At 62.3% G+C, this 24336-nt stretch carries 22 protein-coding genes; 12 read left to right on the top strand and 10 right to left on the bottom strand.

All coding sequences use genetic code 11. From position 1 onward, the window contains the following. Positions 1-206: 206 nt before the first annotated feature. The 3 genes from F0M18_RS00860 (at position 207) to F0M18_RS00870 (ending at position 2144) form a co-directional block, all read left to right on the top strand. A complete protein-coding gene (locus F0M18_RS00860) occupies positions 207-458 on the top strand; it encodes a GlsB/YeaQ/YmgE family stress response membrane protein (RefSeq protein ID WP_149609496.1) in 252 nt (83 codons plus the stop codon). A gap of 96 nt (positions 459-554) precedes the next feature. Then, positions 555-1220: a hypothetical protein gene (locus tag F0M18_RS00865; protein WP_188109537.1), complete on the top strand. Its 666-nt coding sequence runs from the start codon at positions 555-557 to the stop codon at positions 1218-1220. A gap of 6 nt (positions 1221-1226) precedes the next feature. Beyond that, positions 1227-2144: a patatin-like phospholipase family protein gene (locus tag F0M18_RS00870; protein WP_149609498.1), complete on the top strand. Its 918-nt coding sequence runs from the start codon at positions 1227-1229 to the stop codon at positions 2142-2144. 8 nt (positions 2145-2152) lie between these two features. Here the strand turns inward: F0M18_RS00870 and F0M18_RS00875 are convergent, their stop codons facing one another. From F0M18_RS00875 to F0M18_RS00885, 3 genes are all read right to left on the bottom strand, one after another. Continuing rightward, on the bottom strand, positions 2153-3679 hold the full coding sequence (locus F0M18_RS00875; RefSeq protein ID WP_149609499.1) for a phospholipase D-like domain-containing protein: 1527 nt from the start codon (positions 3677-3679) through the stop codon (positions 2153-2155). Between the two features lie 64 nt (positions 3680-3743). Further along, positions 3744-5600: a propionyl-CoA synthetase gene (locus F0M18_RS00880; protein ID WP_149609500.1), complete on the bottom strand. Its 1857-nt coding sequence runs from the start codon at positions 5598-5600 to the stop codon at positions 3744-3746. 166 nt (positions 5601-5766) lie between these two features. Next, positions 5767-7209, bottom strand: a complete 1443-nt coding sequence (locus F0M18_RS00885; RefSeq protein WP_149609501.1) for a coniferyl aldehyde dehydrogenase — start codon at positions 7207-7209, stop codon at positions 5767-5769. A 178-nt stretch (positions 7210-7387) separates the two neighbouring features. Here F0M18_RS00885 and F0M18_RS00890 point away from each other — a divergent pair, with 178 nt between their 5' ends. Next, positions 7388-8818 (top strand): SDR family NAD(P)-dependent oxidoreductase, encoded by a 1431-nt coding sequence (locus F0M18_RS00890; RefSeq protein ID WP_149609502.1) that lies wholly within the window; start codon positions 7388-7390, stop codon positions 8816-8818. Continuing rightward, positions 8815-10293, top strand: a complete 1479-nt coding sequence (locus F0M18_RS00895) for a cryptochrome/photolyase family protein (RefSeq protein WP_149609503.1) — start codon at positions 8815-8817, stop codon at positions 10291-10293. Before F0M18_RS00890 ends, F0M18_RS00895 begins: the two co-directional genes overlap by 4 nt. Here the strand turns inward: F0M18_RS00895 and F0M18_RS00900 are convergent. From F0M18_RS00900 to F0M18_RS00915, 4 genes are read right to left on the bottom strand one after another with little or no spacing between them, the layout of a single operon-like run. After that, entirely contained in the window at positions 10251-10925 is a 675-nt protein-coding gene (locus F0M18_RS00900) for a hypothetical protein (protein ID WP_149609504.1), read from the bottom strand. The two genes, F0M18_RS00895 and F0M18_RS00900, sit on opposite strands and share 43 nt — an antisense overlap. Continuing rightward, positions 10922-12187, bottom strand: coding sequence for an SAM-dependent methyltransferase (locus F0M18_RS00905; protein WP_149609505.1), 1266 nt, complete (start codon positions 12185-12187; stop codon positions 10922-10924). Before F0M18_RS00905 ends, F0M18_RS00900 begins: the two co-directional genes overlap by 4 nt. Before the next feature lie 2 nt (positions 12188-12189). Further along, positions 12190-12942 carry a DUF1365 domain-containing protein gene (locus tag F0M18_RS00910; protein WP_149609506.1) on the bottom strand — a complete coding sequence of 251 codons (753 nt, stop codon included), beginning with the start codon at positions 12940-12942 and terminating at the stop codon, positions 12190-12192. Continuing rightward, entirely contained in the window at positions 12939-14225 is a 1287-nt protein-coding gene (locus F0M18_RS00915) for an NAD(P)/FAD-dependent oxidoreductase (protein ID WP_149609507.1), read from the bottom strand. Before F0M18_RS00915 ends, F0M18_RS00910 begins: the two co-directional genes overlap by 4 nt. A 176-nt stretch (positions 14226-14401) precedes the next feature. Here F0M18_RS00915 and F0M18_RS00920 point away from each other — a divergent pair, with 176 nt between their 5' ends. Together F0M18_RS00920 and F0M18_RS00925 are read left to right on the top strand one after the other, a co-directional pair. After that, positions 14402-14980 (top strand): sigma-70 family RNA polymerase sigma factor, encoded by a 579-nt coding sequence (locus F0M18_RS00920; RefSeq protein WP_149609508.1) that lies wholly within the window; start codon positions 14402-14404, stop codon positions 14978-14980. A gap of 4 nt (positions 14981-14984) precedes the next feature. Then, positions 14985-15647 carry a ChrR family anti-sigma-E factor gene (locus F0M18_RS00925; protein ID WP_149609509.1) on the top strand — a complete coding sequence of 221 codons (663 nt, stop codon included), beginning with the start codon at positions 14985-14987 and terminating at the stop codon, positions 15645-15647. A gap of 216 nt (positions 15648-15863) precedes the next feature. On the opposite strand, the gene F0M18_RS00930 is transcribed toward F0M18_RS00925, so the two are convergent. Next, positions 15864-16754, bottom strand: coding sequence for a crotonase/enoyl-CoA hydratase family protein (locus F0M18_RS00930; RefSeq protein ID WP_149609510.1), 891 nt, complete (start codon positions 16752-16754; stop codon positions 15864-15866). 135 nt (positions 16755-16889) lie between these two features. Between F0M18_RS00930 and F0M18_RS00935 the strand changes: the two genes are divergently transcribed. Together F0M18_RS00935 and F0M18_RS00940 are read left to right on the top strand one after the other, a co-directional pair. Then, positions 16890-19151 carry an ATPase, T2SS/T4P/T4SS family gene (locus F0M18_RS00935; RefSeq protein WP_149609511.1) on the top strand — a complete coding sequence of 754 codons (2262 nt, stop codon included), beginning with the start codon at positions 16890-16892 and terminating at the stop codon, positions 19149-19151. Continuing rightward, positions 19152-20246 carry an ATP-binding protein gene (locus F0M18_RS00940; RefSeq protein ID WP_149609512.1) on the top strand — a complete coding sequence of 365 codons (1095 nt, stop codon included), beginning with the start codon at positions 19152-19154 and terminating at the stop codon, positions 20244-20246. Positions 20247-20264: 18 nt separating this feature from the next. Here F0M18_RS00940 and F0M18_RS00945 read toward each other — a convergent pair whose 3' ends face one another. Both F0M18_RS00945 and F0M18_RS00950 read right to left on the bottom strand, forming a co-directional pair. Then, positions 20265-20837, bottom strand: coding sequence for a lysophospholipid acyltransferase family protein (locus tag F0M18_RS00945; RefSeq protein ID WP_149609513.1), 573 nt, complete (start codon positions 20835-20837; stop codon positions 20265-20267). Between the two features lie 53 nt (positions 20838-20890). Next, positions 20891-21337 carry a YaiI/YqxD family protein gene (locus F0M18_RS00950; RefSeq protein WP_223177897.1) on the bottom strand — a complete coding sequence of 149 codons (447 nt, stop codon included), beginning with the start codon at positions 21335-21337 and terminating at the stop codon, positions 20891-20893. Positions 21338-21458: 121 nt separating this feature from the next. Here F0M18_RS00950 and F0M18_RS00955 point away from each other — a divergent pair, with 121 nt between their 5' ends. The 3 genes from F0M18_RS00955 to glcE are packed head-to-tail and all read left to right on the top strand — an operon-like array spanning position 21459 to position 24335. Beyond that, entirely contained in the window at positions 21459-21860 is a 402-nt protein-coding gene (locus F0M18_RS00955) for a secondary thiamine-phosphate synthase enzyme YjbQ (RefSeq protein WP_149609515.1), read from the top strand. Then, positions 21857-23305, top strand: a complete 1449-nt coding sequence (locus F0M18_RS00960; protein WP_149609516.1) for an FAD-linked oxidase C-terminal domain-containing protein — start codon at positions 21857-21859, stop codon at positions 23303-23305. Before F0M18_RS00955 ends, F0M18_RS00960 begins: the two co-directional genes overlap by 4 nt. After that, on the top strand, positions 23298-24335 hold the full coding sequence (gene glcE / locus F0M18_RS00965; protein WP_149609517.1) for a glycolate oxidase subunit GlcE: 1038 nt from the start codon (positions 23298-23300) through the stop codon (positions 24333-24335). The genes F0M18_RS00960 and glcE overlap by 8 nt, the downstream gene beginning before the upstream one ends. Position 24336 lies beyond the last annotated feature (1 nt).

Below are 24336 nucleotides of genomic sequence, written 5' to 3' on the forward strand. Positions count from 1 at the left end.
CGGCACAGTTCCAAATGGCATCGTCAGCAGGCAGCAAGCGCTAAAGGCCCGCACTCCGCTTCTCTCCTTGATGCAACGAACGTGCGTCCGGGCAGGTTTCTTCTTCTGCACTATAATCGATGGTGTCAGCGCTTGCATTAACCGTTTTGGCGCCGGCATGGATGATCTCAACTCACATGATTGCAACAGCAAAAAGGGGCTCGCTTATGGATATCACAGGACTGGTTATTTTTCTTATCATCGGTGCCATCGCCGGCTGGCTGGCCGGCAATATCATGAAAGGCGGCGGCTTGGGTCTGCTCGGCAACATCGTCATCGGCGTGGTGGGTGCCTTCATCGGCGGCTTCCTGCTGGGCGTGCTGGGCCTGAGTGCGACAGGCATTATCGGCTCGATTATTTCCGCAACCATCGGGGCGGTGGTGCTGCTGTTCCTGATTGGTGTGCTCAAGAAGGCCTGATAGGGATTCGCGGTGACACTGACCCTGCAGTTGCGTCGCCGCGGCATCGCTGACACCTGAAACCTGACCCAACCACTGTTCAAGAGGATCACATTGGTGAACACAATAAGCCTTACCCTGACGGCGCTGGCTGCTCTCGCAGCTGCCAGCGCAAGCCTGGCGGATTCAACCCAGGCGCGCTGCGACATCTATCCCAAAGGCGAGGACCATGCCTCGGCATCACTTGATTGCACTTTCTCCCAGAGGCAGGGGCATGTGGTGATCAGTCGCGAGGACGGGGTTACCCACGACCTGGTGCCCGTCGATGACGTGGCCGGTAACTTTCGCGATCAACAGGGCAACGCCGTCTACCGGGAAAGCGGTCTCGGCAGTGCCGGGCTGATTTTTCGCCTGCCCGGGGAAAGCGTCTACGTGTACTGGATGACCACGGCCATGAACACCGACGCCGACAAGGATTCCCCCACCTACCCCTACTCCACCGATGACTACGACGCCACCACGCTGCTGCCCTGTCGGACAGGCGAGCAGGCCGGCTTTGGCAGCTGCCCTGCCGGCATTGCCCGCATGGAGGGTGGCGAGGCATCCATCACCCTCACCAGCCCCGCCGGTGAGGAGTTCACCATCAACTTCATGCGCGACTACGTCAACGCCACCGGCGGACGCGAAGTGAAGGCAGTACTGGAGGGTGACCTCTGGACTGTTGAGATCAATGGCGGCGCAGAGGTGTATCGCGTGCCGCTGCAAGCTATTGAAGGCGGCTAGCCGCACATGGAGACCCGGCCCGTGCGCCGTGCCCTGGTGCTCTCCGGTGGCGGTGGCCGGGGGGCCTACCAGGTCGGTGTCTGGCGCCGCCTGCAGGAGTTGAACTGGCAGCCCGACCTGGTGTGCGGCACCTCCATCGGCTCACTCAACGGTGCCTTTATCTGCAGTGGCTGGGGCGCCGACGACATGGAGCAACTGTGGTACTCCCTGCACCAGAAGCGCGTGCTGCGCGTCTCGGTGTGGAAGCGCCTCAAATACCGTATCAACACCCTCCTTGGCCGGCATCCCCCATGGCCCGCCCTGATCGACAACGGTCCCCTGCGTGATGTACTCGCAGAGGTCCTGGACGAGGAGACACTGCGCCAGGCGCATCCACGGCTCACCGTCGCCGCCACCAACGTGCGACGGGCCATGGTCGAGTACTTCAGCGCAGAACAACTGAGCATCGAACACCTGCTGGCATCCTGCGCCATACCCGTCGTATTTCCCTGGTGCGAGATCAACGGCGAGCTCTACTGGGATGGTGGCGTGCTCGCCAATACCCCGGTGTTTCCCGCGATCGAGGCCGGGGCGACAGAGATATTGGTGGTCATGCTGAGCCCGGCGGGCGGACAGGTGACCGACGCGCCGCGCACCACCCGGGAGGCCGTCACGCGCATGTTCGACCTGGTGACACTCGGTTCCAGCCAGTCACTGAGTCAGGCCCTGGCTCTGCAGTACGGCCGCGACCTCAAGGCGCATACACGGGCCCTGGCCGAGAGTGGCGAGGTGGTATTGGGCGAGACGCGCGTCGGCGTGGTGGCGCCCCGGATCGACCCGGGGATCAGTTCGGTACTGGACCTGGACCCAAAACACATCGGGCCGAGGATCGAGGCGGGTTACCGCGACGCCACTGAACAACTGGCGCAGTTCTCCAACGGATAAGCGGCTGCCTACATTTCCGCATCGATGGGCAACAGCCCCAAAAACCAGTCTTCCAGCTGCTGAAACGTGGATTCAGCAGGCGGGTGATACAGGCGCACGCTGTCGTTAACCCATACCAGGCGCTGGGCATCGTCGAGCTGCACGGACCAGGCGTTGCGCGGCAGGAAGTCCACGGCGATCGCTGCGCGCAGGGCCCGGTTCAGTTCGGGGCTGGTTACCATGAGCGCGACTTCCGTATTCAGCTTGAGCGATCTCGGGTCCAGGTTGCTGCTGCCAACCATCACCCTGTCGTCATCCAGCAGCATGAACTTGGCATGCAGGCCAAGTTTCTTGTCCTCTACCGGACCACGCATATAGAGGTTGCGGTCCTCGGCGTCAACGCGCAGTTCGTACAACTCGACACCCGCCTCGACCAGGCGGCGCACGTAGCCATGGTAGGCGGCGTGGGCGGGCAGGTGATTGTTGGAGCGCATGGAATTGGTTAATACACGCACCCTGACCCCGCGCGCTATGGTGCTTTCGATTAGCGTCGCAAGGCGTTCGGTGGGAACAAAGTACGCCGACACCAGGATCACCTCGCGCTGCGCTGATGCAATCTGCTCAACGATATAATCGCCCAGCTGCGTCGGCGCCTGCGTCGCGGTTTTCAACAGCGGCTCATCGGCCACAAAGGCCGCACCGCCGGCTTCCGCGCTGGAGGCCAGCTCGCGCCAGGCCGCTGCCAGTTGCTGCTCGCTCTCCATATCCGGCTCGCCGCGATCCTGCCACAGGCGCGCGCGCAGCGCGGCCAGGTCCTCGCCCGCCGGCGGGCTACCGAATACATCGGTTGCCGGAAAGGTCCAGTCGCTATTCCAGAACGCGGCAAAGTGTGCGCCGGCCTGCGCCACGCTGTTGCCCATGGCCAGCAACTCCATGTCGCGGAAGTTGTAGAGATCGTCGAGGCCAAAATATTCGTTGGCCATATTGCGCCCGCCAACCAACACGGCCCAGCCGTCGACGATGAGCGTTTTGTTGTGCAGGCGATGATTGACGCGGTGGAAATCATCGAGGTTGAACAGGGTACGGCCCACGACGCCGCCCCCGCGCTCGCGATAGGGGTTGTACACCCGCAGCGCGACATTGGGATGAGCATCCAGGGACAGCAGTGCCAGGTCTGCATGCACTGTGAAGGAGTCATCCACCAGCAGACGCACTTTGACCCCACGATCCGCCGCCGCCAGCAGGTGATTGACCACCCTGGAGCCGGCGGTATCCGCAGACCACAGGAAGGTCTCCATATCGATAGAGTGGTGAGCGCTGTCGATCATACGCAGGCGCCAACGCATGGCCTCCTCACCCTCATTGAGCAGGTAAAACCAGTCGTGACGAGTGCCGGATTCGATATGCTGCCAGAAGGCGTCTGACGACTTCGCCATGGCAGGCTCGTCGCCCTGTACGGAACGCTGCAGCGGGCCGGCACAGGCCGCCAGCAGCAGTAGCAACACCAGTGCGCTGCCCGCCCTGACAGCGCGCAGTCGGTCAATCCGCATATTCATGCCCCAGGCCAGATTACCGTTACGGTAGATTAACTCTGCGGCCCTGGCCAGCTTTATACGGCTTTTACTGCGCGTAACCGAGCGCTTTCAGTGCGGCCGTGATCTCGTCCAGGATCACCGGGTCATCAATGGTGGCGGGCATTTTCCAGCTTTCGCCGTCGGCAATACTGCGCATGGTGCCGCGAAGTATTTTCCCTGAGCGTGTTTTCGGCAGTCGGTCCACCACGGCGCAGAGTTTAAAGGCTGCGACCGGGCCGATCTTGTCGCGCATGTGCTGGATACATTCGGCGGCAATGTCCTCGGCCGGGCGATCAACCCCGGCATTGAGCACCAGCAGCCCGAGCGGCAACTGCCCCTTCATCTGGTCGGCCACGCCCACCACGGCGCACTCCGCGACATCAGGATGCTCGGCAAGCACTTCTTCCATGGCACCGGTGGACAGGCGATGCCCGGCCACGTTGATCACGTCATCCGTGCGCGCCATGACGAATATATAGCCATTCTCGTCGATGTAACCGGCATCCCCGGTTTCGTAATAGCCGGGATAGCGGCTGAAATAGGCGCTGACATAGCGGTCTTCCGCATTCCACAGGGTGGTAAAGGTACCGGGAGGCAAAGGTTGCTTGACGACCAGGGCACCGATGTCTCCGGCAGCCACCTGCTCACCATTCTCATCCAGCACCTGCACGTCGTAACCCGGCACCGCGCGGGCGGGCGACCCCGGCACAACAGGCAGCAACTCAATGCCCAGGCAATTGGAACAGATCGGCCAGCCGGTTTCCGTCTGCCACCAGTGATCGATCACCGGGACGCCCAGTTTATCCTGCGCCCATTCCAGCGTATTCGGGTCGCAGCGCTCACCGGCCAGGAACAATGCATCCAGGCAGGACAGGTCATACTGCTGCAGATACTTGCCTTCGGGGTCTTCCTTCTTGATGGCGCGAAAGGCGGTGGGGGCGGTAAACATCACCTTGACGTTGTACTCGGAAATCACTCGCCAGAATGCGCCCGGGTCCGGCGTACCCACCGGCTTGCCCTCGTAAATTACCGTGGTGTTACCGTTGAACAGCGGGCCGTAGACAATATAGGAATGCCCCACCACCCAGCCGACGTCGGAGGCTGCCCAGTACACGTCGCCGGGTTCCACGTTATAGACGTTCTTCATGCTCCACTTGAGCGCGACAATACTGCCACCGGTATCACGCACCACGCCCTTGGGCTGCCCCGTGGTACCGGAGGTGTAGAGAATATACAGCGGGTCATTGGCGGCCACGGGCGTGCACGGCGCCGGCTCGGCAGCGGCTACAGCCTGCTCCCAGTCCAGGTCACGCCCTTCCACCATGGCAGCATCCTGCATCGGCCGGTGCAGGATAACGGTGTGGCCGGGCTTGTGTTCTGCCAGCTCGATAGCGTCATCCAGCAGTGGCTTGTAGGGCACTATGCGCGAGGGCTCGACCCCGCAAGTGGCCGATACAATGACCTTCGGTGCGGCATCGTCAATGCGCACGGCCAGTTCATTACTGGCAAAACCACCGAATACCACCGAGTGCACGGCACCGAGACGGGCGCAGGCGAGCATGGCAATCAGCGCCTCGGGCACCATCGGCATATAGACAATGACCCGGTCGCCCTTGGCCACACCCAGGCCAGCGAGGACACCGGCAAAACGGGAGACCTGGTCCAGCAATTGTGCGTAGGTGTACTGGCGTTTGGTATCCGTAACCGGGCTGTCGTAGATCAACGCAGCCTGCTCGCCCCTGCCCTGCTCGACATGGATGTCCAGCGCGTTATAGCAGGCGTTGGTGGTACCGTCGGGGAACCAGCGATAAAACGGCGGATTACTTTCATCCAGTACTGTTGTCGGCGCCTTATACCAGTGGATGTTCCCGGCGGCCTGCTGCCAGAGTTCGGTATTAGTCATATGCCTGTTCCTGTTGACGGTAATCCCCCTGAAACTACCCCCTTTCGCCGGTCACTGGCAATTCGACCATGGTGGTAGCCACGCGCGAAGGCTGTCGCCGCAGCGACAGCGCAACACCGCAGCAGCCGCCCCGGCCGGGAGGCCGGGGCGGCTGCATCATGCAGGCCTAGGACTTGAGCTTGACCAGCAGGTTGTAAACCCGGGTGGCAAACTTGCCGTAAGGGGGGCGCAGGAACTTCATCGGTGAGAACGCTGGCTGGTAGTAGATCGGGCGCAACTTGCTGAACGTCGTGAACCCTTCCCGGCCGTGGTAATGACCCATGCCGCTGGGACCGACACCACCGAAGGGAATGTCATGCTGGGCCACATGGAACAGGGCATCGTTGACCGTGACACCACCCGACATCACGCGCCGGATGTACATGTCCTGCAACTCGCGGTCGTTAGTGAACGGGTACAGGGCCAGGGGACGGTCGTACTTGTTGATGTGCTGCACCACCTCCTCGTGATCCCGGTACATCATCACCTTCAGCAGCGGCCCGAACGTTTCGCGGTGACGAATCACCATGTCATCGGTGGTGTCCAGCACCAGGTGCAACGGGAACTTGCGGGTCTCGTAATTGATCTGCTGGTCGCCGTTCAGGTTGACGATGGTAGCGCCCTTGGCGCGCGCGTCCTCCAGTGTATCCGCCAGCCGCTTGACCGAGCGATCATCAATCACCGAGGTGTAATCCGTGTGCTCGATGTCAGGACAGTGTTTGGCCACGTACTCCTGCGCCAGCCTGATGAATTCCTCGCGCTGGCTTTCATGCACGAACACGTAGTCCACATTGGTGCAGATCTGGCCGGCGTTGAACTGCTTGACGAACATGATGCGCTCGACAGCGCGCTTGAGGTTGTAATTGGGGTCGATCACGGCCGGCGCCTTGCCGCCCAGTTCAAGTACTACCGGGGTGAGGTTTTGTGCCGCGGCGGCCATCACTTTCCTCCCGGTCTGGCCCGAACCGGTGAAAATAATCAAGTCGAACGGTATCTGCGAGAACTCGATCCCCACGCTGCCCGTCTCTTCGAAGAAGCGCAGCTTGTCTTCCGGCAGGTACTTCGGTGACAGCTCCATCAGCAGGCGCGTCAGGTTGATGGAGTTCTCAGACATTTTGACCATGGCGCGATTACCTGCAGCGAGGGCTGCCGCCAGCGGGACCACGCTCAGGTTGATGGGAAAATTCCACGGCACGATCATCCCCACAACGCCCAGCGGCTGCGGCATCACGCGGTTCTTGCCCCCCGGGAACAGGGACTGGTCAACGTGGCGCTTCTGCACCTTCATCCACTTCTTGAGGTGCTTGATGGTGTCGTTGATGCCGTCGGTCGCGGATATGATCTCTGCGAACTGGGTTTCATGGCGCGAGCGGTTGCCATAGTCCGCGCTGATAGCCTCGATAATGGCATCCATGTTCTCGGATACCATGCGTTTGAGGTTGAGCAGATCCTCCTTGCGCTGCTGGTAATCCGGGTAGGGATTGGCGTGATACGCTTCGCGCTGGAGTTCAAAGTGAGCACGCAGCATGGCGGCGTTGTCGCTGGACAGGGTTTCTTGTGCGGCGGTCATGATCAACCTCGATTGCTTATTTATTAAGCAGTATAGTCTACTGTGTGCCGCGCCTGCCCGCTTGACATTCTGCGCATGATACCGGTGATTTCCGGACACAGGCCGCGGCCTGAGCCGATTCGTGAAACTGTGCGTAACTAGCCCTGACCCCTTTCTCTACAGGACCGCCGAGAAGGCTATGACGACCCTATCAGAATCCATCCAGGTCAAGCGCCCGATTGGCGAGGCCTTCGCCTATGTGGCCGATTTCACCACCACTACCGAGTGGGACGCCACCGCCACCAGCGCCCGGCGGCTCACCCGCGGCCAGCCGGGGGCCGGCTCCGAATTCCTGGTGACCTGCGCCCTGCCACTGGGCTCACTGGACCTGCACTACACGATTACGCAATACGATGCGCCGCACCGACTGGTTCTTTTGGGCAAGGGCCGGTTCTTCGATGTAGAGGACACTATCACTTTTACCGAAGGCGAGGACGGCGCGACCCGGATCGACTATCGCGCCGAGTTCCGCTTCAAGCCCCTGCTGCGACGCCTGTCAGGGGCGATGCAGGCTGGCCTGGAGCGCATGGGGCGCGCCTCGGTCGCTGGCCTCAAGCGGGCGCTTGATGATGACTTTCCGGCACCAGCCGGTATGCAGGGCGACGACACCACCGGCAGCCCAGGCCATGTGCTGCGTTTTACCCGCTTCGGCTACCAGCGTGCCCGCAACTCCTGGCACCCCATGTCTGCCGATATGCGCGGCAAGCATGCGGTTATCACCGGCACCTCCTCCGGGCTCGGGCTGGCCAGCGCCAGGGAACTGGCCCGGCGCGGCGCCACCCTCACCCTGGTGATGCGCGACCCGAAGCGTGCCGATGCGGTGCGTCGCGAGCTGGTGGAGGAGACCGGCAATGCGGAAATCAGCGTCGAACTGGCGGACCTGAGCCTGCTGGCCCAGGTCGATGCGCTCTGTGCGCGGCTGCTGGCCCGGGGCCAGCCGATCGACATCCTCATCAATAACGCCGGCGCACTCTTCAACGACTATGCCAGGACCGAGGAAGGCATAGAGCGCAGTCTGGCACTGTTGTTGCTCAGCCCCTATCGCATGACCCTGGCCCTGCAGCCGCTGCTGGCATCCGCCAGCGGCAGCGCCCGGGTCATCAACGTGGTATCGGGCGGCATGTACACGCAGAAGCTGTCGATGAAGAACCTGGAGGCCCGCTCCGCCGAGAAATTCTCCGGCGCCGTGGCCTACGCTCGCGCCAAGCGCGCACTCATGGTGGTTACCCGGAAGTGGGCGCGTGACTGGCAGGATGACGGGATTGTGGTCAACGCCATGCACCCGGGCTGGGCCGACACCCCCGGCGTGGCCTCCTCCCTACCGGCATTCCATTCGCTGACGCGCTTCGCCCTGCGCAGCCCGGAGGAAGGCGCGGACACGATCGTGTGGCTGGCCGTCGCCACCGAAGCCGCCCGGGTCAGCGGGCAACTGTTCATGGATCGCGAGGCACAGCCGCTGCACCTGAAGACCTCAACCCATGAAAGTGCCAGCGACCGGGAGCAACTCCTGGCCTACCTGAAAGACTACGACCCACAGCCCTTGACGGCCGCGACAGGAACCAGCCCATGACCGATAAACCCGCACCGGTACTCTACTGGTTTCGCCAGGACCTGCGCCTGGCTGACCTCCCCGCCCTGAATGCAGCCGCACAGGCTGCCGCCGATAGCGGTACCACCGTACTCCCCTGTTTCATCCTCGACGACGCCTCCCCCGGCGAGTGGGCACTCGGTGAAGCCAGCCAGTGGTGGCTGCACCACAGCCTGCTCTCACTGGCCGAACAGATCACGGCAAAAGGAGGAGAACTCGTGGTTCGTCGCGGGCGCAGTGACGAGGCACTGGCGCAACTGGCGTCTGAAACCGGTGCCGGGCGTGTGTATTGCAGCCAGGCCTATGAACCCTGGAACCGGGAACTGGAAGCCCGGGTTGGTAAACAGCTGGAGGCACAGGACGTCTCCCTGCATACCCTGCCCGGCGCACTGTTGTTTGCGCCGGGGGACATCCTCAACCAGTCGGGCGAAGCGTTCAAGGTGTTCACGCCATTCTGGCGCCGTTGCCGCTCGCAACTGCCCACAGACAAGCTGGCGCAGCCGCCGGGAGATGGCGCCTTCGCAGCCGGGGTAGTATCAGGACTGGCCACAGACGACTGGGACCTGTTACCGAAACAGTGGCAACCATCGCCGGAGTGGCAGGACATGTGGAGCCCCGGGACATCCGGTGCCGCCCGCGCGCTGGAAACATTCATTGAGCGCGCGCTGGAAGGCTACCGCGATGATCGGGACAAACCCGGGGTGGCGGGCACGTCCCGGCTGTCACCGCACCTGCACTGGGGCGAGATATCCCCGCGCCAGGTGCTGGCAACACTGCGCGCAGCGGGCACCGACGACCTCGAGGACGACCGCGAGAAGTTCCTTGCCGAGCTGGGCTGGCGCGAGTTCAACCAGCACCTGCTGTACCACTTTCCGCACATCGATGCGCAGCCGTTCAAGGATGATTTCAGGAATATGCCCTGGCAGGCCAACGAAGAAGGCTACCGGGCCTGGTGCCAGGGCCGCACCGGTTACCCGATCGTGGACGCGGGCATGCGTGAGCTGTGGCAGACAGGTTTCATGCACAACCGGGTACGCATGATCTGTGCGTCCTTCCTCACCAAGCACCTGCTGGTGCCGTGGCAATGGGGGGCAAAGTGGTTCTGGGACACCCTGGTGGATGCTGATCTGGCCAATAACAGCGGCGGGTGGCAGTGGGTCGCCGGCTGTGGCGCCGATGCATCGCCCTGGTTCCGGATATTCAATCCCGTGCTACAGGGAAAGAAATTCGACCCCGATGGCGATTACGTGCGGCGCTGGGTGCCAGAGCTGGCAGCCTTGCCTGCCAGGCACATTCACGACCCCTGGGATATGCCGCCCATGCTGCTGGCAGCAGAGGGTGTCGAGCTCGGGGCTGATTACCCCCACCCCATTGTCGATCACAAGGAAGCCCGGGAGATGGCCCTGGCAGCGTATCAGGAGCGCTCTGCGGGAACAGGGTCTGAAGCGGCGGGGTAGCTGTAATCGATGCGCACCTGCTGGCTGTTGCCGTCGCTGTCACGCAGGTTACTGATACCCAGGTATTGCATCAGCCGCTGGTTATCGCGGTCGTACTGCAGGCGAATCGGCGGCACCACGGCACCCAGCAGCCAGTTGTCCAGCCTGACCTTCACACACAGGCGCTGGTTCGGGCAGGCCTCCTCCACCGGTTCCGCACGCATCGACAGCGGAGCATCCCGGCCCGCGGGCAGGAACTCGAACTGCACCGGCTCGCCCTGCGCCAGCATATCCCAGCTGGAGCGCATGTAATGGTCGAAGCCCGCGTCCACCACCAGATCCCCGGTCGCTTCTCGCTCTACCCGCAGGGTGCGCCCGTCCGGTAAATATTCCAGCTCAAGGCTGGGCGCGTGTTTGGACAGCGAGTAGTCTAGACTCTTGCGGGCGAACAGGTTGCCCTGGGTGTCACGGTACTCTACCTGACACAGGGTGCCGGCTTCGGAACAGCTGTGGTGCTCGGTGTAGCGCAGCTCACCACCGTCCGCACCCCGGGCCTCACCCACCGCCTGCACAGCATGTGCGGGGAATGACAGGACACTGGCGGCGCACACTGCACCGGCGAGCGCCACCGCTCGCTGCGGGTACCGGGTCACTGGCCTGCTTCCGCGAAACGGTAGCCGGGTTTGGCGAAAGTCAGTTGCACGGTGCTGATGATGCGCTCGCGGAAGCCGCCTTCGCAGTAGCACAGGTAGAATTCCCACATGCGTTCGAAGCGCTCGTCAAAACCCTGCTCGCGGACTGCTGTTCTCGCGGCCAGGAAACGTTCGCGCCAGTCTGCCAGGGTGCGCGCGTAATCGGCGGTAATATCGCGCAGGTTCACCATCTGCATATCCGAATCCCTGGCCACATGGCGCGACAATACTTCCAGGGAGGGCAGGCAGCCACCGGGGAAAATGTAACGCTTGATAAAGTCAACGGAGTCCCGCGCCTGCTCGTAACGCTGGTCCTGCACCGTGATTACCTGCACGGCGAATTTGCCGCCCGGCTTGAGCAGGCTGCTGCAACGGCGAAAGTACTCGCCGTAATACTGGTGACCGACCGCCTCCAGCATTTCAATGGACACAATCTTGTCATAGGTGCCGCTGAGCTTCCGGTAATCCTCGCAGAGCACGGTCACCCTGTCCTCCAGCCCCATTTCCTGGACCCGCCTTCTGGCGTGGCGGTACTGCTCACGGGAGATGGTCGTGGTGGTAACGCGACAGCCGTAGTGTTGCGCTGCGTAAACCGCCATTCCACCCCAGCCGGTGCCGATTTCCAGAAGATGATCATCGGCACTCAACTCCAGCTGCTGGCAGAGCAGCTCAAGCTTGTGCAGGGATGCCTCCTCCAGGCTGGCATCGGCGCTCGGGTAGACCGCGGAGGAATACATCATGGTCGGGTCGAGAAACAGCTTGAAGAACTCGTTGCCCAGGTCGTAATGGGCGCCGATATTGCGACGCGAACCGCTGAGGCTGTTGTTGTTCAGGGCGTGCAGTCCCTTCAACAACCACTGCCGCAGCCGTGAAGAGCGCGCGTCCATTGAGCGCATGGTTTCCATATTGGCGGAGAACAGCCGGATAACGTCCACCAGGCAGGGCGAAGACCAGTGACCCAGCATGTAGGATTCGCCGGAGCCCATCACGCCGCCTGTCAGCACATGCTGGAACACGCGGCTGTCATGCACATTGACCACCGCGTGTATGCCGTCGCCATCGACGTCACCGAAGCGCTCCACACGCTCGCCTTCGCGCACGGTGAGGGAGCCGGTGGTGAGCCTGGCAAGCAAACGCTTGATCATGCTGCGGGAGAAACCCTCACCACGCCAGTGTCCTCTCAGTTCGGGTACGCTGATGGCATTGACACTTGCATCGTTCATATTTAAGTCTCGCTGTGTACGGTTTTAGGATGGGGAACAAAAGGAATACGTTTCAGCCACAGGCGCAGGGCCTGCCAATAAATGCCGGCCGCCACCTGCAGGGTCATTAGCGGGTACAGTGCCAGGTAGCGGGCAAACGTGGCCGGGGTATCGCCGCGGTGCTTGAGATGCAGGGTCGCGTCAAATGCCTTGCCGGCGCTGTGGAAGTTGGCCAGGTGCACTACCAGCTTGTCACCCGGCGTGTTGCTGCGCCAGCGATAGCGCATGTCCATGGGCATGAAGGGTGAGACATGCATGGCTTTATCAAACTCAGCCTCGAGCCATCCCGCCCTGCCCTGCGCCGGCAGCACGTAGGCACAACGCTCGTTCCAGGGCGTGTTGGTGACCTGCGCCACCACATACTGCAATTCGTCGTCACTGGAATAGCAATAGAAACAGCAAATTGGGTTGATGAGGTAGCCGAAATAGCGCAGGTTGGCGAGCATCAGTACGCGACCGTCGGGGCGTTCACCCGAGCTTTTCTCTACCTCATCCAGCACCGCGCACTTCAGCGGTACCGCCGGGTCGCCGAGGAAGTCTTCGCGACGGAAGCGCGCCGGCGCCCAGCGGCGCACCGACCAGCCCGGACAGCGTTCGAGGAACTCGGGCATCGTGTCGAGGTCCAGCAGGGGCATGAACACGCGGTAGCGAAAGCCGTGCTCTCGCGGCTCCATGCGCCGGTGCTGGACCCAGCCGCTGTAGATCGCTCCACTCACGCAGCGCTGCCCATGCTCTGCACCGCGGTGTCGGCGGAGCTGGCGATGGCGCCAATACCCTTGGCCACCTGCAGCGCCGAGTGCACACCGTCTTCGTGGAAGCCGTTGCGCCAGTAGGCGCCGCAAAACCAGGTCGCACCCTGACTGACCTCCTGCCACCGCTGCTGCGCAGCGATCCCCTGCAGGGTGAATACGGGGTGGGCATACTCGAAGCGGCCGAGCACTTTGTGCGGGTTAATGCGCTCGCTGTCATTCAGGGTCACGCAGAAGGTCTCCGGAGCAGACAAGCCCTGCAGGATGTTCATGTTGTAAGTCAGCGTGGCGCGGTCAGTATCGGGGCGGCGCAGGTAGTTCCAGGCGGACCAGGCGCGACGGTTGCGGGGCAGGAGCCGGGTATCGGTGTGTAGCACCACGTCGTTGTTCTGGTAAGGAATCGCGCCGAGCACCTCACGCTCCACCGGCCGTGCGTCTTCCAGCATGGCCAGCGCCTGGTCGCTGTGGCAGGCGAAGACCACCGCATCGAACTGCTCGCTGCTGCCATCGGCGTAGCGAATGCTGGCCCCTTCCTGCGACCGGCTCACACCGGTGATGTCCACGCCAGTGCGTATATTGCTGGCAAAACCGGCGGTGAGGGGCTTGAGATATTCTCTGGATCCACCTTCTATTACCCGCCACTGGGGCCGGTTGCGTATGTTCAGCAGGCCGTGATTGCGGAAAAAGCGCACAAAGAACTGCAGCGGGAAATCCAGCATAACCGGGGTATCAGCAGACCAGATCGCCGACCCCATGGGTACCAGGTAGTATTCTATGAATGCGCGTCCGTATTTGCCTCGCTGCAGGTACTCGCCCAGTGTCATGCCCTCCGGCAGGCGGCCTGCCTCGAGGTCCTCCACCGACTTGCGGTTAAAGCGGACAATGTCCCGCAGCATGCCAAGAAACCGCGGTGATACCAGGTTGGACCGCTGTGCGAACAGGGTACTGAGGCTGGAGCCGGCGTATTCCAGCCCGGAGTCCTGATCCCAGAGGCTGAAGCTCATTGAAGTGGGCTTGGTGGAGACGCCGATCTCGTCCATCAGGGCAATAAAATTGGGGTAGGTCCAGTCATTGTAGACAATAAAGCCGGTATCGATAGCGAAACGCCGGCCGCCCATGGCGACATCCACCGTTGCCGTGTGGCCGCCAATGCGGGCGTCCCTTTCCAGGACATGGACGTCGTGCTCCCGATGCAGATAGTAGGCGCAAGCCAGTCCGGATATGCCGGATCCGATGATCGCAATCTTCATTAAAACCTTATACCTCGTGGGTGCTTGAATGATCCTCAGCTTAGTTACGCCCCGTACCGTCCACTGGATCAATTCTAGACAATAGTGATCCACGTGCGCCATGCCCTCGTAAACACCCCCGTGAATGCTAAACTCTGGGCGACATATAAGTGATCAGATCAGGAGCCAGCGCAGCAATGGCAACAACCCCAAGGACTGACGCCGGCGGCAGGCGGGATGACGAATGGAGCGTCTGCCTGCAGCAAGTCGCCGAAAGCGACAGGGAGGCATTCACCAGGCTGTTCAAGCATTTTGCCCCGCTCATCAAGGCGTTTGCACTGAACGGCTCGGCACTGGCCGCTGCACATGCAGAGGAACTGGTGCAGGAGGTGATGATCAAGGTCTGGCAGAAGGCCAGCGGATATAACCCCCAGAAGGCAGCGGCGAGCACGTGGATATATACCATCGCCCGGAACTGCCGTACCGACATGTACCGGCGCCTGCAGAAGTTCGATACGCCCATCAACGCCGAAGATATTTGGCCCGAGGTGGAATCCGAAGAGCTGTTTGCTGCCGTACAACAGAAGCGAGATGCCGTGCGCATTCGCGGGATGCTGGAACAGTTGCCCCACGAACAGTCACAGATTCTCAGCAAGGTATATATGGAAGGCAAGTCGCACAGCGAAGTTGCCGAAGAGCTGGACCTGCCGCTGGGGACCGTAAAATCCCGAGTTCGCCTGGCCATGAAGAAATTACAGTTAACCGCAGAAAGATAGTGCCATGATTAATCACCACCCCGACACACGATTGCTTAACGAGTACTCCTCTGGGACGCTTCCCCTGGCCCAGTCGGTGTGCTTGTCACTCCACCTGAACTACTGCGAGCAGTGCCGTCGCACCCATCAACGGCTGCAGCAGCTCGGTTCCGCACTGTTCGAGGAACTGTCGCCACAGCAGGTAGATGATTCCCTGCTGCGCACGGTGATGGCACGCCTGGACGACGAGCAGGAGCCCCTGCGCTACCAGAGCAGCGGCAACGGTGGCGAAACCGATGCCAGGCCGCCCCTGGTACAGCGCCTGATGCACGGCGATTATGAGGACCTCGACTGGCGCAACCTCAGCAAGAAGGTGCGCGTCAGCAGGTTGCGCACAGGCGACGTGGACAACGAGTTCGCCCTGTACCGCATCAGCGCCGGCGCCAGCATTCCCAAGCACACACACCGCGGCACCGAACTCACCCTGGTATTGGAAGGCGGTTTCTCGGATGAGCAGGGCCACTACGAAGTGGGCGACTTCATCATGCGCGATGCCGAACAACAGCACACCCCGACGGCGACCCAGGACCGCGACTGCATCTGTATCGGGGTGCTGGACGCACCGATCCGGTTCACAGACTGGAAATACCGCGCCGTGAACCCGTTCCTCAAGCTTCAGGCGAGCTGATCCCCTCGCCACTCTCGTGGGGCCGCCTTGCGGCCCCTTTTTTTTATGTCCAGGATTTACACTACGTCCCCGAGAGGCAGGAGAGCCTGCCCCGCTGTATCGGGCACGCCAAAGGGGACGTGGCCGGGCATAGCACCGATCCCTGGGTAGTGTCCGCAATAACCCAGTGAATCCCGCCCTTCTATTTCGGGTTTGCGATGCTCCACGGCCAGTGCGCTATTTCCCGCTCTTGTAGGGTGACAAGGGGCGACTGACACCCTCGGCAATGGGCTGGCCGCTATCGCGCTCCCTGACAGCCTGCTTGAACCCCACCTCTTCAGCGCGCTGCTTGAACCAGACGCCCTCCGGGCTGTGGCGGGTGATGCCGTCGAACAGGGTGGCGAACATCTGTGTATTGTTCAGGCCCATATTCTCGTAGGCCTGGTTGATCATCAGCTTCTGCATCATCAGCTGGTTCTTGGGCACCCCCGCCATCCGCGCGGCCAGGGCATCAACCCGCTCATCCAGCTTCTCCTGCGGCACCGACTCCAGCACCAGGCCCAGCTCCACTGCCTCGGGACCGCTTACCAGGTCGCCAGTGAGCAGCATGCGTTTGGCTTTTTCCGCCCCCAGGCGGTAAACCCACATGGCGGTAGTGGGGCAGCCCCAGACCCGGGCGGGCGGGTAACCGATCACCGCCTCGTCAGCCATGATCACCATGTCGCAGGCCAGGGCGATATCGCTGCCACCGGCCACTGCCGGGCCCTGCACCCGGGCGATGGTGGGCTTATAGCTTTTCCACAGTGACATGAAATTCTGGGTGTTCTGGAACATGCCATAAAAGTCCAGCATGGGGTCCCAGGGACCGCCGTGGCTGTCGCCCAGCTGGGAGCCGGGCTTTTCGCCCTCCTCCTCGGCGAACTCCACCAGGTCATAGCCACTGCAAAATGCCCTGCCGGCCCCGGTGAGCACGATGACATGAACGTCGTCATCCTTGTTGGCGCGCGCCACGGCATCGGCGATCTCGCCCGGCATGTCCATGGAAATGGCGTTCAGCCGCTCCGGGCGATCCAGCGTGATGCGCGCGATGCGCCCGTCTGTCTGGTAACTAATATCGTTATATTGCATCGGCTTTCTGTTCACGGGTTCACAGTTTTGCAGGAAGGTTGCAGCAGCTTAGAGCGTTTATTGATATAGCTCAAATAGCATCCGGGGCCATACCGGATACTCGAGCAAGAACGGGGCAGAAGCACAGGGGAATATATGAAACACCGGGGTATGAGCGTCGCAGAACGCGTCACCATTGCCATGCGCACACTGCCGCGTGACCATTTCATCGAGATGAGCGACCCTTCGTTGGTCATCGGCCACAGCATCCCGCCCACCAACGCGGTATCGGAAATACTCGAACACGCGGCCATCAATCCCGAGCACAAGGTGATGCTGATCGGCACCGGCGCCGGCTACGTCGCCGCCCTCGCCAGCAAGCTCGCCAGCCAGGTCGTGGCCCTGGAGATCAACCCCGCCATGGCGCACCAGGCGCAGAGGCGCTTTAACGAGCTGGGCCTGGCCAACCTCGTACAGCGCACTGCAGACGGCCGCCAGGGTGCCGAGGATCTCGGCCCCTATGATCGCATACTGGTCTCCACCCCCCATGTTATCGACAAGGCTCCGCTGATCGGCCAGCTGGCCGACGGCGGTATGTTGTTGGCCATTGAGATTGGTGAAAACGACTGCCAGATTCTGACCCGCTACGAAGTCAGCGAACTCGGCGCCACCCTGCGCAAAGAGCTGGCGATGGTGGACTTCTCACGCGACACCGGCATGACCCTGCTCGACATGGGCATGGTAGACCAGGTGATGCTGTCTGAAGCGCGCCGCATGGCACGCGACAAGAAACTCCCGGTCATCAAGGTCCTGCGCGACAAGCTGAACATGGAGGACATCCCCCTCTACCGGCGCCTCGCCGAGGAAAAAGGCATGCCTTTCGCCGCCATCGACGACCTGCTGCCACAGGTGCAACCCGACCTGATGGAGGGTTTCTCGCGCAGCTTTCTCGACAGCCATCACCTGATACCGCTGCGTGTCGAGGACCGGGGACTGCAGGTCGTCACCGACGATCCGGACAGCGCGGTGGAAGACATCTTCCACATGTATCCCTACGAAAGGGTTAGCAAGGTGCTGGTCACACCAAACGATTTCAAGCGCCTGTGGACCACGGTTGAACTGTCGCTGCAGGGCAACGCGAAACAGCAGTGGAATACTTCCGCCAGGCCAAAGGAGAAACTCAATGAGGACCTGCTCGACCGGGACAAGCCCCGGGTAGAGGCACACCTGATAACCCTCTGTGATGCGCTGCTGCTGGACGCAGTCAGCGAGGGAGCCAGCGACCTGCATATTGAACAGTACAAGCACCACACCCGCATACGGCTGCGCGTAGACGGCGACCTGCACGACCTCAATCACTACAGTCTCGCCCCGCAGGATGCCCGGGGACTGATCAACGTCATCAAGATTCGCGGTGACATGGATATCGCCGAAAAGCGACTGCCACAGGGTGGCCGCTCGCAACTCACTGCCGGCGGCGTGAACTACGACCTGCGTATTCAGGTACAACCGACCCTGCACGGCGAGGCGGCGGTGATACGCATGCTGCCCCAGACCGGCAACATTGTCGCCATTGAAGACCTGGGCATGAGCTCCAGGCTGGTCAGGGATTACCGGCGCCTGCTGCAAAATCCCTCTGGCCTGGTACTGGTGGTGGGACCCACCGGTTCTGGCAAATCCACCACGCTCTATGCCGGCCTCTCCGAGCTGGCCAAAGACGGCCGTCGCAAGGTCCTGACCATCGAGGACCCTATCGAGTATTCCATCGAGGGTATTCAGCAGACCTGGACGCGCCCTGACATCGGCTTCAACTTCGCCGATGGCATGCGCTCCTTCGTGCGCCTGGACCCGGACATCGTCCTGGTAGGTGAGATTCGCGACACCGAAACCGCCCTCGAAGCCATCCGTGCCTCCCAGACCGGCCACGTCGTACTCTCCACCCTGCACGCCAACGACGCCGTGGACGCCCTGCAGCGCATCTATGACCTGGAGGTACATGCCAACTCCGTGGCCAGCGAACTGATGGCTGTCATCGCGCAGAAACTGGCCAAGCGCATCTGCCCGCACTGTCGCGAGGCAGCGGAGCCGGATCCGGACATACTCGCCGAGCTGTTCCCCGAGGGTGTTCCGGACAATTTCCGCTGTTATCGCGGCGCGGGTTGCAAGGCCTGCAACAATCGCGGCACCAGTGGTCGCGTCGCCGTGGTGGAATACATGCAGGTAAACAGCGAAATCCGCACCGGCATCTCCCTGCGCTACCCCATCGCCCAGCTGCGCGCCGTGGCCCTGGACTCGGGCCTGCTCACCATGCGCGACAGCGCGCTGGCCCACGTCGCCGAGGGCGTCATACCGCTTTCCGAGCTGCCACGGGTGCTGCCCTCGGAGCGCATGGCGCCAGAGAAACGGGGCGCCTGGTAAATGCACACACAGCAGATTCAACGCCGCCCGGCGGAGGAGTACTACGCTGACGAACTGGCCCGGCTGCGCTCGGAGGACACCTGGCCGAAACCGCCTGGCTGGTTGCTGTCCCCCCGGGCCGTGGAGACTTTCGTGCTCGGTGATCCGGCGCGCAATATCGCACCCAAGTTCGTCGCACCCAGCGAGATCGTGACCCGGGTGATCGTCTCGCTGGCCACCCAGCGCGGGGCCATGCTGGTGGGCGAGCCGGGTACGGCAAAGTCCTGGCTGTCAGAGCTGATCTGTGCCGCCATCTGCGACAACTCCACACTGATTATCCAGGGCGGGGCCATCGAGACGGTCACGCAACTGCTGTACACCTGGAATAGCGCCATACTGGAGCGTAAAGGGCCCTGTAAGGAGGCCCTGATCCCGGGGCCCATCTATCGCGGTATGGAACAGGGCCTGCTGGTGCGCTATGAGGAGATCGCCCGCTCCGCCCCCGCCCTGCAGGACGCCCTGCTGTCGATCATGTCGGAACGCGCCATCACGGTACCGGAGCTTGCGGGCGACGACGGCATCCTGTACGCCCGGGACGGTTTCAACCTGGTCGCCACATCGAACACCACCGACCTGGGCGTCAACGACATGAGTTCCGCCCTGAAACGACGGATGAACTTCGAAACCATACGCCCTATCAAGGCGGTGGACGATGAAATCGGCGTGGTCATGCGCGAGGCGGAAAAGGCCCTGCGTGCATCCGGCGTCGACGTGAAGCCCGATGAGGACATCGTCCGCGCCCTGGTGGTGATCTTCCACGAACTGCGCAACGGCCAGTCGCTGGACGGGCGCAGCACAGATCGCCTCGCCTCGGCGGTAATGTCCACCGCCGAGGCCGTATCCGTGGCCCACGCCATGGGGGTTTACGCCTATTACTACCGCGATGGCAGCATGCTGGCGGAGGACTTCAACGATTTCCTGGTGGGGACCGCCATCAAGGACGATATCGCCGACCTGAAGCGCATGAATCATTACTTCGAGACCGAGGTGGCGCTGAAAGAGGGCCCCGTGTGGAAGACCATCTACGAGCGCTGGCAGGCTGGTTTCCGTTACTGAAGTGACGCGCTCGGCGTGTCAGGGCGCGTCGGATTCCTCGCGCAGGCGGATGGGGCCAAACAAGTCCGGGAACTTACCCTGCATGCCAGCGTAAAACTCACGGAAATAATCCATGTCCGCAGTCAAGTCGCCGGAGGGCAGCATCGCCGGGCCGAAGCCACCGCGCTTGCGGCCAAAGTCCAGGAAAGAGGGCACAATGGGCACGCCGGCCTTGCGGGCAATATGGTAGAAGCCGGACTTCCAGTGCTCTACCCGGTCCCGGGTGCCTTCGGTCGGCACCACCAACACCAGTTGCGCCGCATCCTGGAAAGCCGCGACCATGGCGTCGACCGTGTTCACGTTGCGATGCCGTTCAATCGGCATCCCGCCCAGTGCCCGCATCAGCCAGCCCATGGGCGGCCAGAACAGCGAGTGCTTGGCCATCCATGTCACTTTCATCTCGAAGGCACTGGCAAACAGCAGCATCAGCGGGAAGTCCCAGTTGGAGGTGTGCGGCGCAGCAATCAACACATACTTGGGCGACGCCGGCCGTTCGCCCTCAACAGACCAGCCGAATGCGCGCAGAATCCAGCGCGCCAGATTTTTTTTCATGGGTCAATCCAACCAGGAGACGGCGCAGCCTACCATAGCGCCTGACGAAATGCTCAGCGGTGTCGGGCCAGGTAGCGATCCAGGGCGTTGGCGAAAACCTGTTTGTCACGATCCGACAATGCCGCAGGCCCGCCGCGCACTTCCCCGGTGGAACGCATGGTCTCCATGAAGTCACGCATGTTCAGCCGTTGCCGGATATTGTTGGCGGTGAACTCCTCGCCGCGTGGTGAAATCACCCCCGCACCCTTGGCGATCACCTCCGCCGCCAGGGGGATGTCCGAGGTGATAACCAGGTCGCCCGCATTGACCTGGCTGGCGATATAGTCGTCGGCCACGTCAAAGCCCTGCGGCACCTGGCGGCTGCTGATATATTCCGACGCGGGCACCGGCAGGGCGTGGTTAGCCACCAGCGTCAGCGGCCACTGCATCCGCTGCGCGGCGCGAAACAGGATTTCCCTGATGACTTTTGGACAGGCGTCCGCGTCTACCCAGATTGCGATGGCCATTGCGATTCCTTCAGCAAAAACAGCCGCTATTTTACTGGATACCGACTGCCCGGGGTGCGAAATCTCCTCGCCAATCGATTAAACTGCTGCTCTAGTTCACTCGAGCCAGGCAGCGATGATTGGATATCTGGATATCAAGGTAGACGGCCAGGGTTTGCACGCGTTCACCCCGCAGGTCCGTGCAGCATTGCAGGACAGCGGGCAGCGTGAGGGATTGTGTACACTGTTCATCCGTCATACTTCGGCCAGCCTGCTGATACAGGAAAACTACGACGACAGTGCGCGCGTCGACCTGGAAAACTGGCTCAACCGCCTGGTCCCGGAAAATGACCCGCTTTACACCCACACCCTGGAGGGTGCAGATGACATGCCCGCGCATATCAAGTCGGCGCTCACCGCCACCCAGCTGAGCATCCCCTTCACCGAAGGCGACCTGCTGCTGGGCACGTGGCAGGGTATCTACCTCTGGGAGCACCGCCGTTACCACGGCACCCGCCAGGTGGTGCTGCACCTGTGAACGCCCTGCCCGCCGTAGACAGAAACGCGCTGCTGGCGCGGCTTCGCGAAATCCTCCCCGCTGACGGCCTGATCGAAGACCAGGAAAGCCAGCGACCATTCGAATGTGACGGCCTGTCGCTGTATCGGGAGCTGCCGATTGCGGTGGCGCTGCCGGACACTGTGGAGCAGATACAGGCCATCCTGCGCTGCTGCCACTCCCTGCAGGTGCCGGTGGTGGCAAGAGGTTCAGGTACCGGTCTCTGCGCCGGGGCCATGCCCCACCCCGAGGGCCTGTTGCTGGGATTGTCCAAGCTCAACAGGATTATTGAAATCGACGCGCAGGCGCGCAGCGCGCGCGTGCAACCGGGTGTTACCAATCTGGCCATTTCGCAGGCGGCCGCACCCCATGGCCTCTACTACGGACCGGACCCGTCCTCGCAGATCGCCTGCAGCATCGGTGGCAATGTCGCGGAGAACTCGGGAGGCGTGCACTGCCTGAAGTATGGCCTCACCACGCACAACCTGCTGGCGGTGGATATGCTCACCGTGGAAGGCGACAAGATCACCCTCGGTGGCGCCGGGCTGGACAGCCCGGGATACGACCTGCTGGCATTGATCACCGGCTCCGAGGGGCTGCTCGGCATCGTCACCGAGGTCACGGTGAAACTGCTGCCGCAGCCGGAGCTGGCGCGGGTGGTAATGGCGGGCTTTGGCAGCGTGCGCGCGGCCGGTGACGCCGTGGGCGCCGTGATTGCTGCGGGCATCATTCCGGCGGGCCTGGAGATGATGGATGCGCTGGCGATATCGGCCGCTGAAGACTTCGCCAATGCAGGCTATCCACGGGACGCCCAGGCTCTGCTGCTGTGTGAACTGGACGGCACGGAGCAGGAAGTGGAGCAGCACATCGCCGCGGTGCGCGAAATCTTTACCGACCACGGCGCCACCTCCATCAGGGTATCGGCCGACGAGGCCGAGCGCGCCTTGTTGTGGCAGGGTCGCAAGTCAGCCTTCCCTGCCGTGGGGCGCCTGAGCCCGGACTATTACTGTATGGACGGCACTATTCCACGCAGCCAGGTAGCGCACGTGCTGGAGGAGATTGCCCGGTTGTCCGCGCAATACGGCCTGCGCTGCGCCAATGTATTTCACGCCGGCGACGGCAACCTGCACCCGCTGATCATGTTCGATGGCGGCTGCCCGGACGAAATTGCCCGCGCGGAGAAGTTCGGCGCGGATATACTCGAACTGTCGGTAGCCGTGGGTGGCTGTATCACCGGTGAGCACGGCGTCGGTGTGGAAAAACTGGCGCAGATGCAAAGCCAGTTCAGTGAGGCCGAACTGCACCAGCTGGAAGACATCAAGCAGGCCTTTGATCCGGGGCTGACACTGAACCCGGGTAAAGGCATTCCCATTCTCAAGCGCTGCCAGGAATACCGCAGCCTGCCTGGCCGGCATGGACATGGCTGATCGCACTGAAGCACTGCGCGAGGCGGTGGCGGCAGCGTGCGCTGATGCCAGCCCGCTGTATATCCGCGGCGGCGACAGCAAGCGCAAGCTGATCGGGCGCGACTGTGAAGCCACCCCACTGGATATTGGCGGACACAGCGGCATTATCGATTACCAGCCGGACGAACTGGTGCTGAGTGCACGTGCGGGCACACCGCTGGTGGCGCTGGCAGACGCGCTGGCCGAATATGGCCAGACCCTGCCCTTTGAACCGCCGCAACTGCAGGGTAGCGCTACGCTGGGTGGCACCCTGGCCTGCAATCTGTCCGGCCCCGCCCGCCCCTGGTTGGGCTCGATAAGGGATGCCGTACTCGGCGTACAACTGATCAACGGGCGCGCGCAAACGCTGGACTTTGGCGGCAAGGTCATGAAAAACGTGGCCGGGTACGATGTATCGCGATTACAGGCCGGGGCACTGGGCACCCTGGGTGTCATCACCGCGGTGCATTGCAAGGTGCTGCCGCTGCCGGCAGCAACGCTCACCCTGGCTTATGACATGCCGGCCGCAGCAGCCATCTCGACCATGTGCACCCGCGCGCTGGAGTCGAGGCCGCTGACAGGCGCCTGCTGGCTGGAGGGACGCCTGTATCTGCGCCTGGCCGGCGCCGAGAATGCGGTGCGGCACACGGCGTCCCTGTGGGGCGGGGAGCAGGTCGACGACAGCATATGGGCACAGTTGCGGGAGCTTCAGCATCCGCTCTTCGAGGGTGGGGAGCCATTGTGGCGGCTGTCCTGCGCGCCCAATACGCCGCATATTGCGCAGCTGACCCGTGCTATCGACTGGGGCGGCGCGGTGCGCTGGCTACAGGGCGACGTGCGCACACTGAACCTGCCTGCAGGCGCGCACCTGACCCTGTTCCAGGGCGGCGATCGCAGCAGCGAAGTTCGCGGCAGGCTGGACCCGGTGCAGCAGCAGCTGCAGCGACGAATCAAACAGGCTTTTGACCCGGCGGGTATATTCAACCCGGGCCGCCTGTATAGCTGGATTTAGC

This window comes from Pseudohalioglobus sediminis (assembly GCF_008370495.1).
Taxonomy (GTDB): domain Bacteria; phylum Pseudomonadota; class Gammaproteobacteria; order Pseudomonadales; family Halieaceae; genus Halioglobus.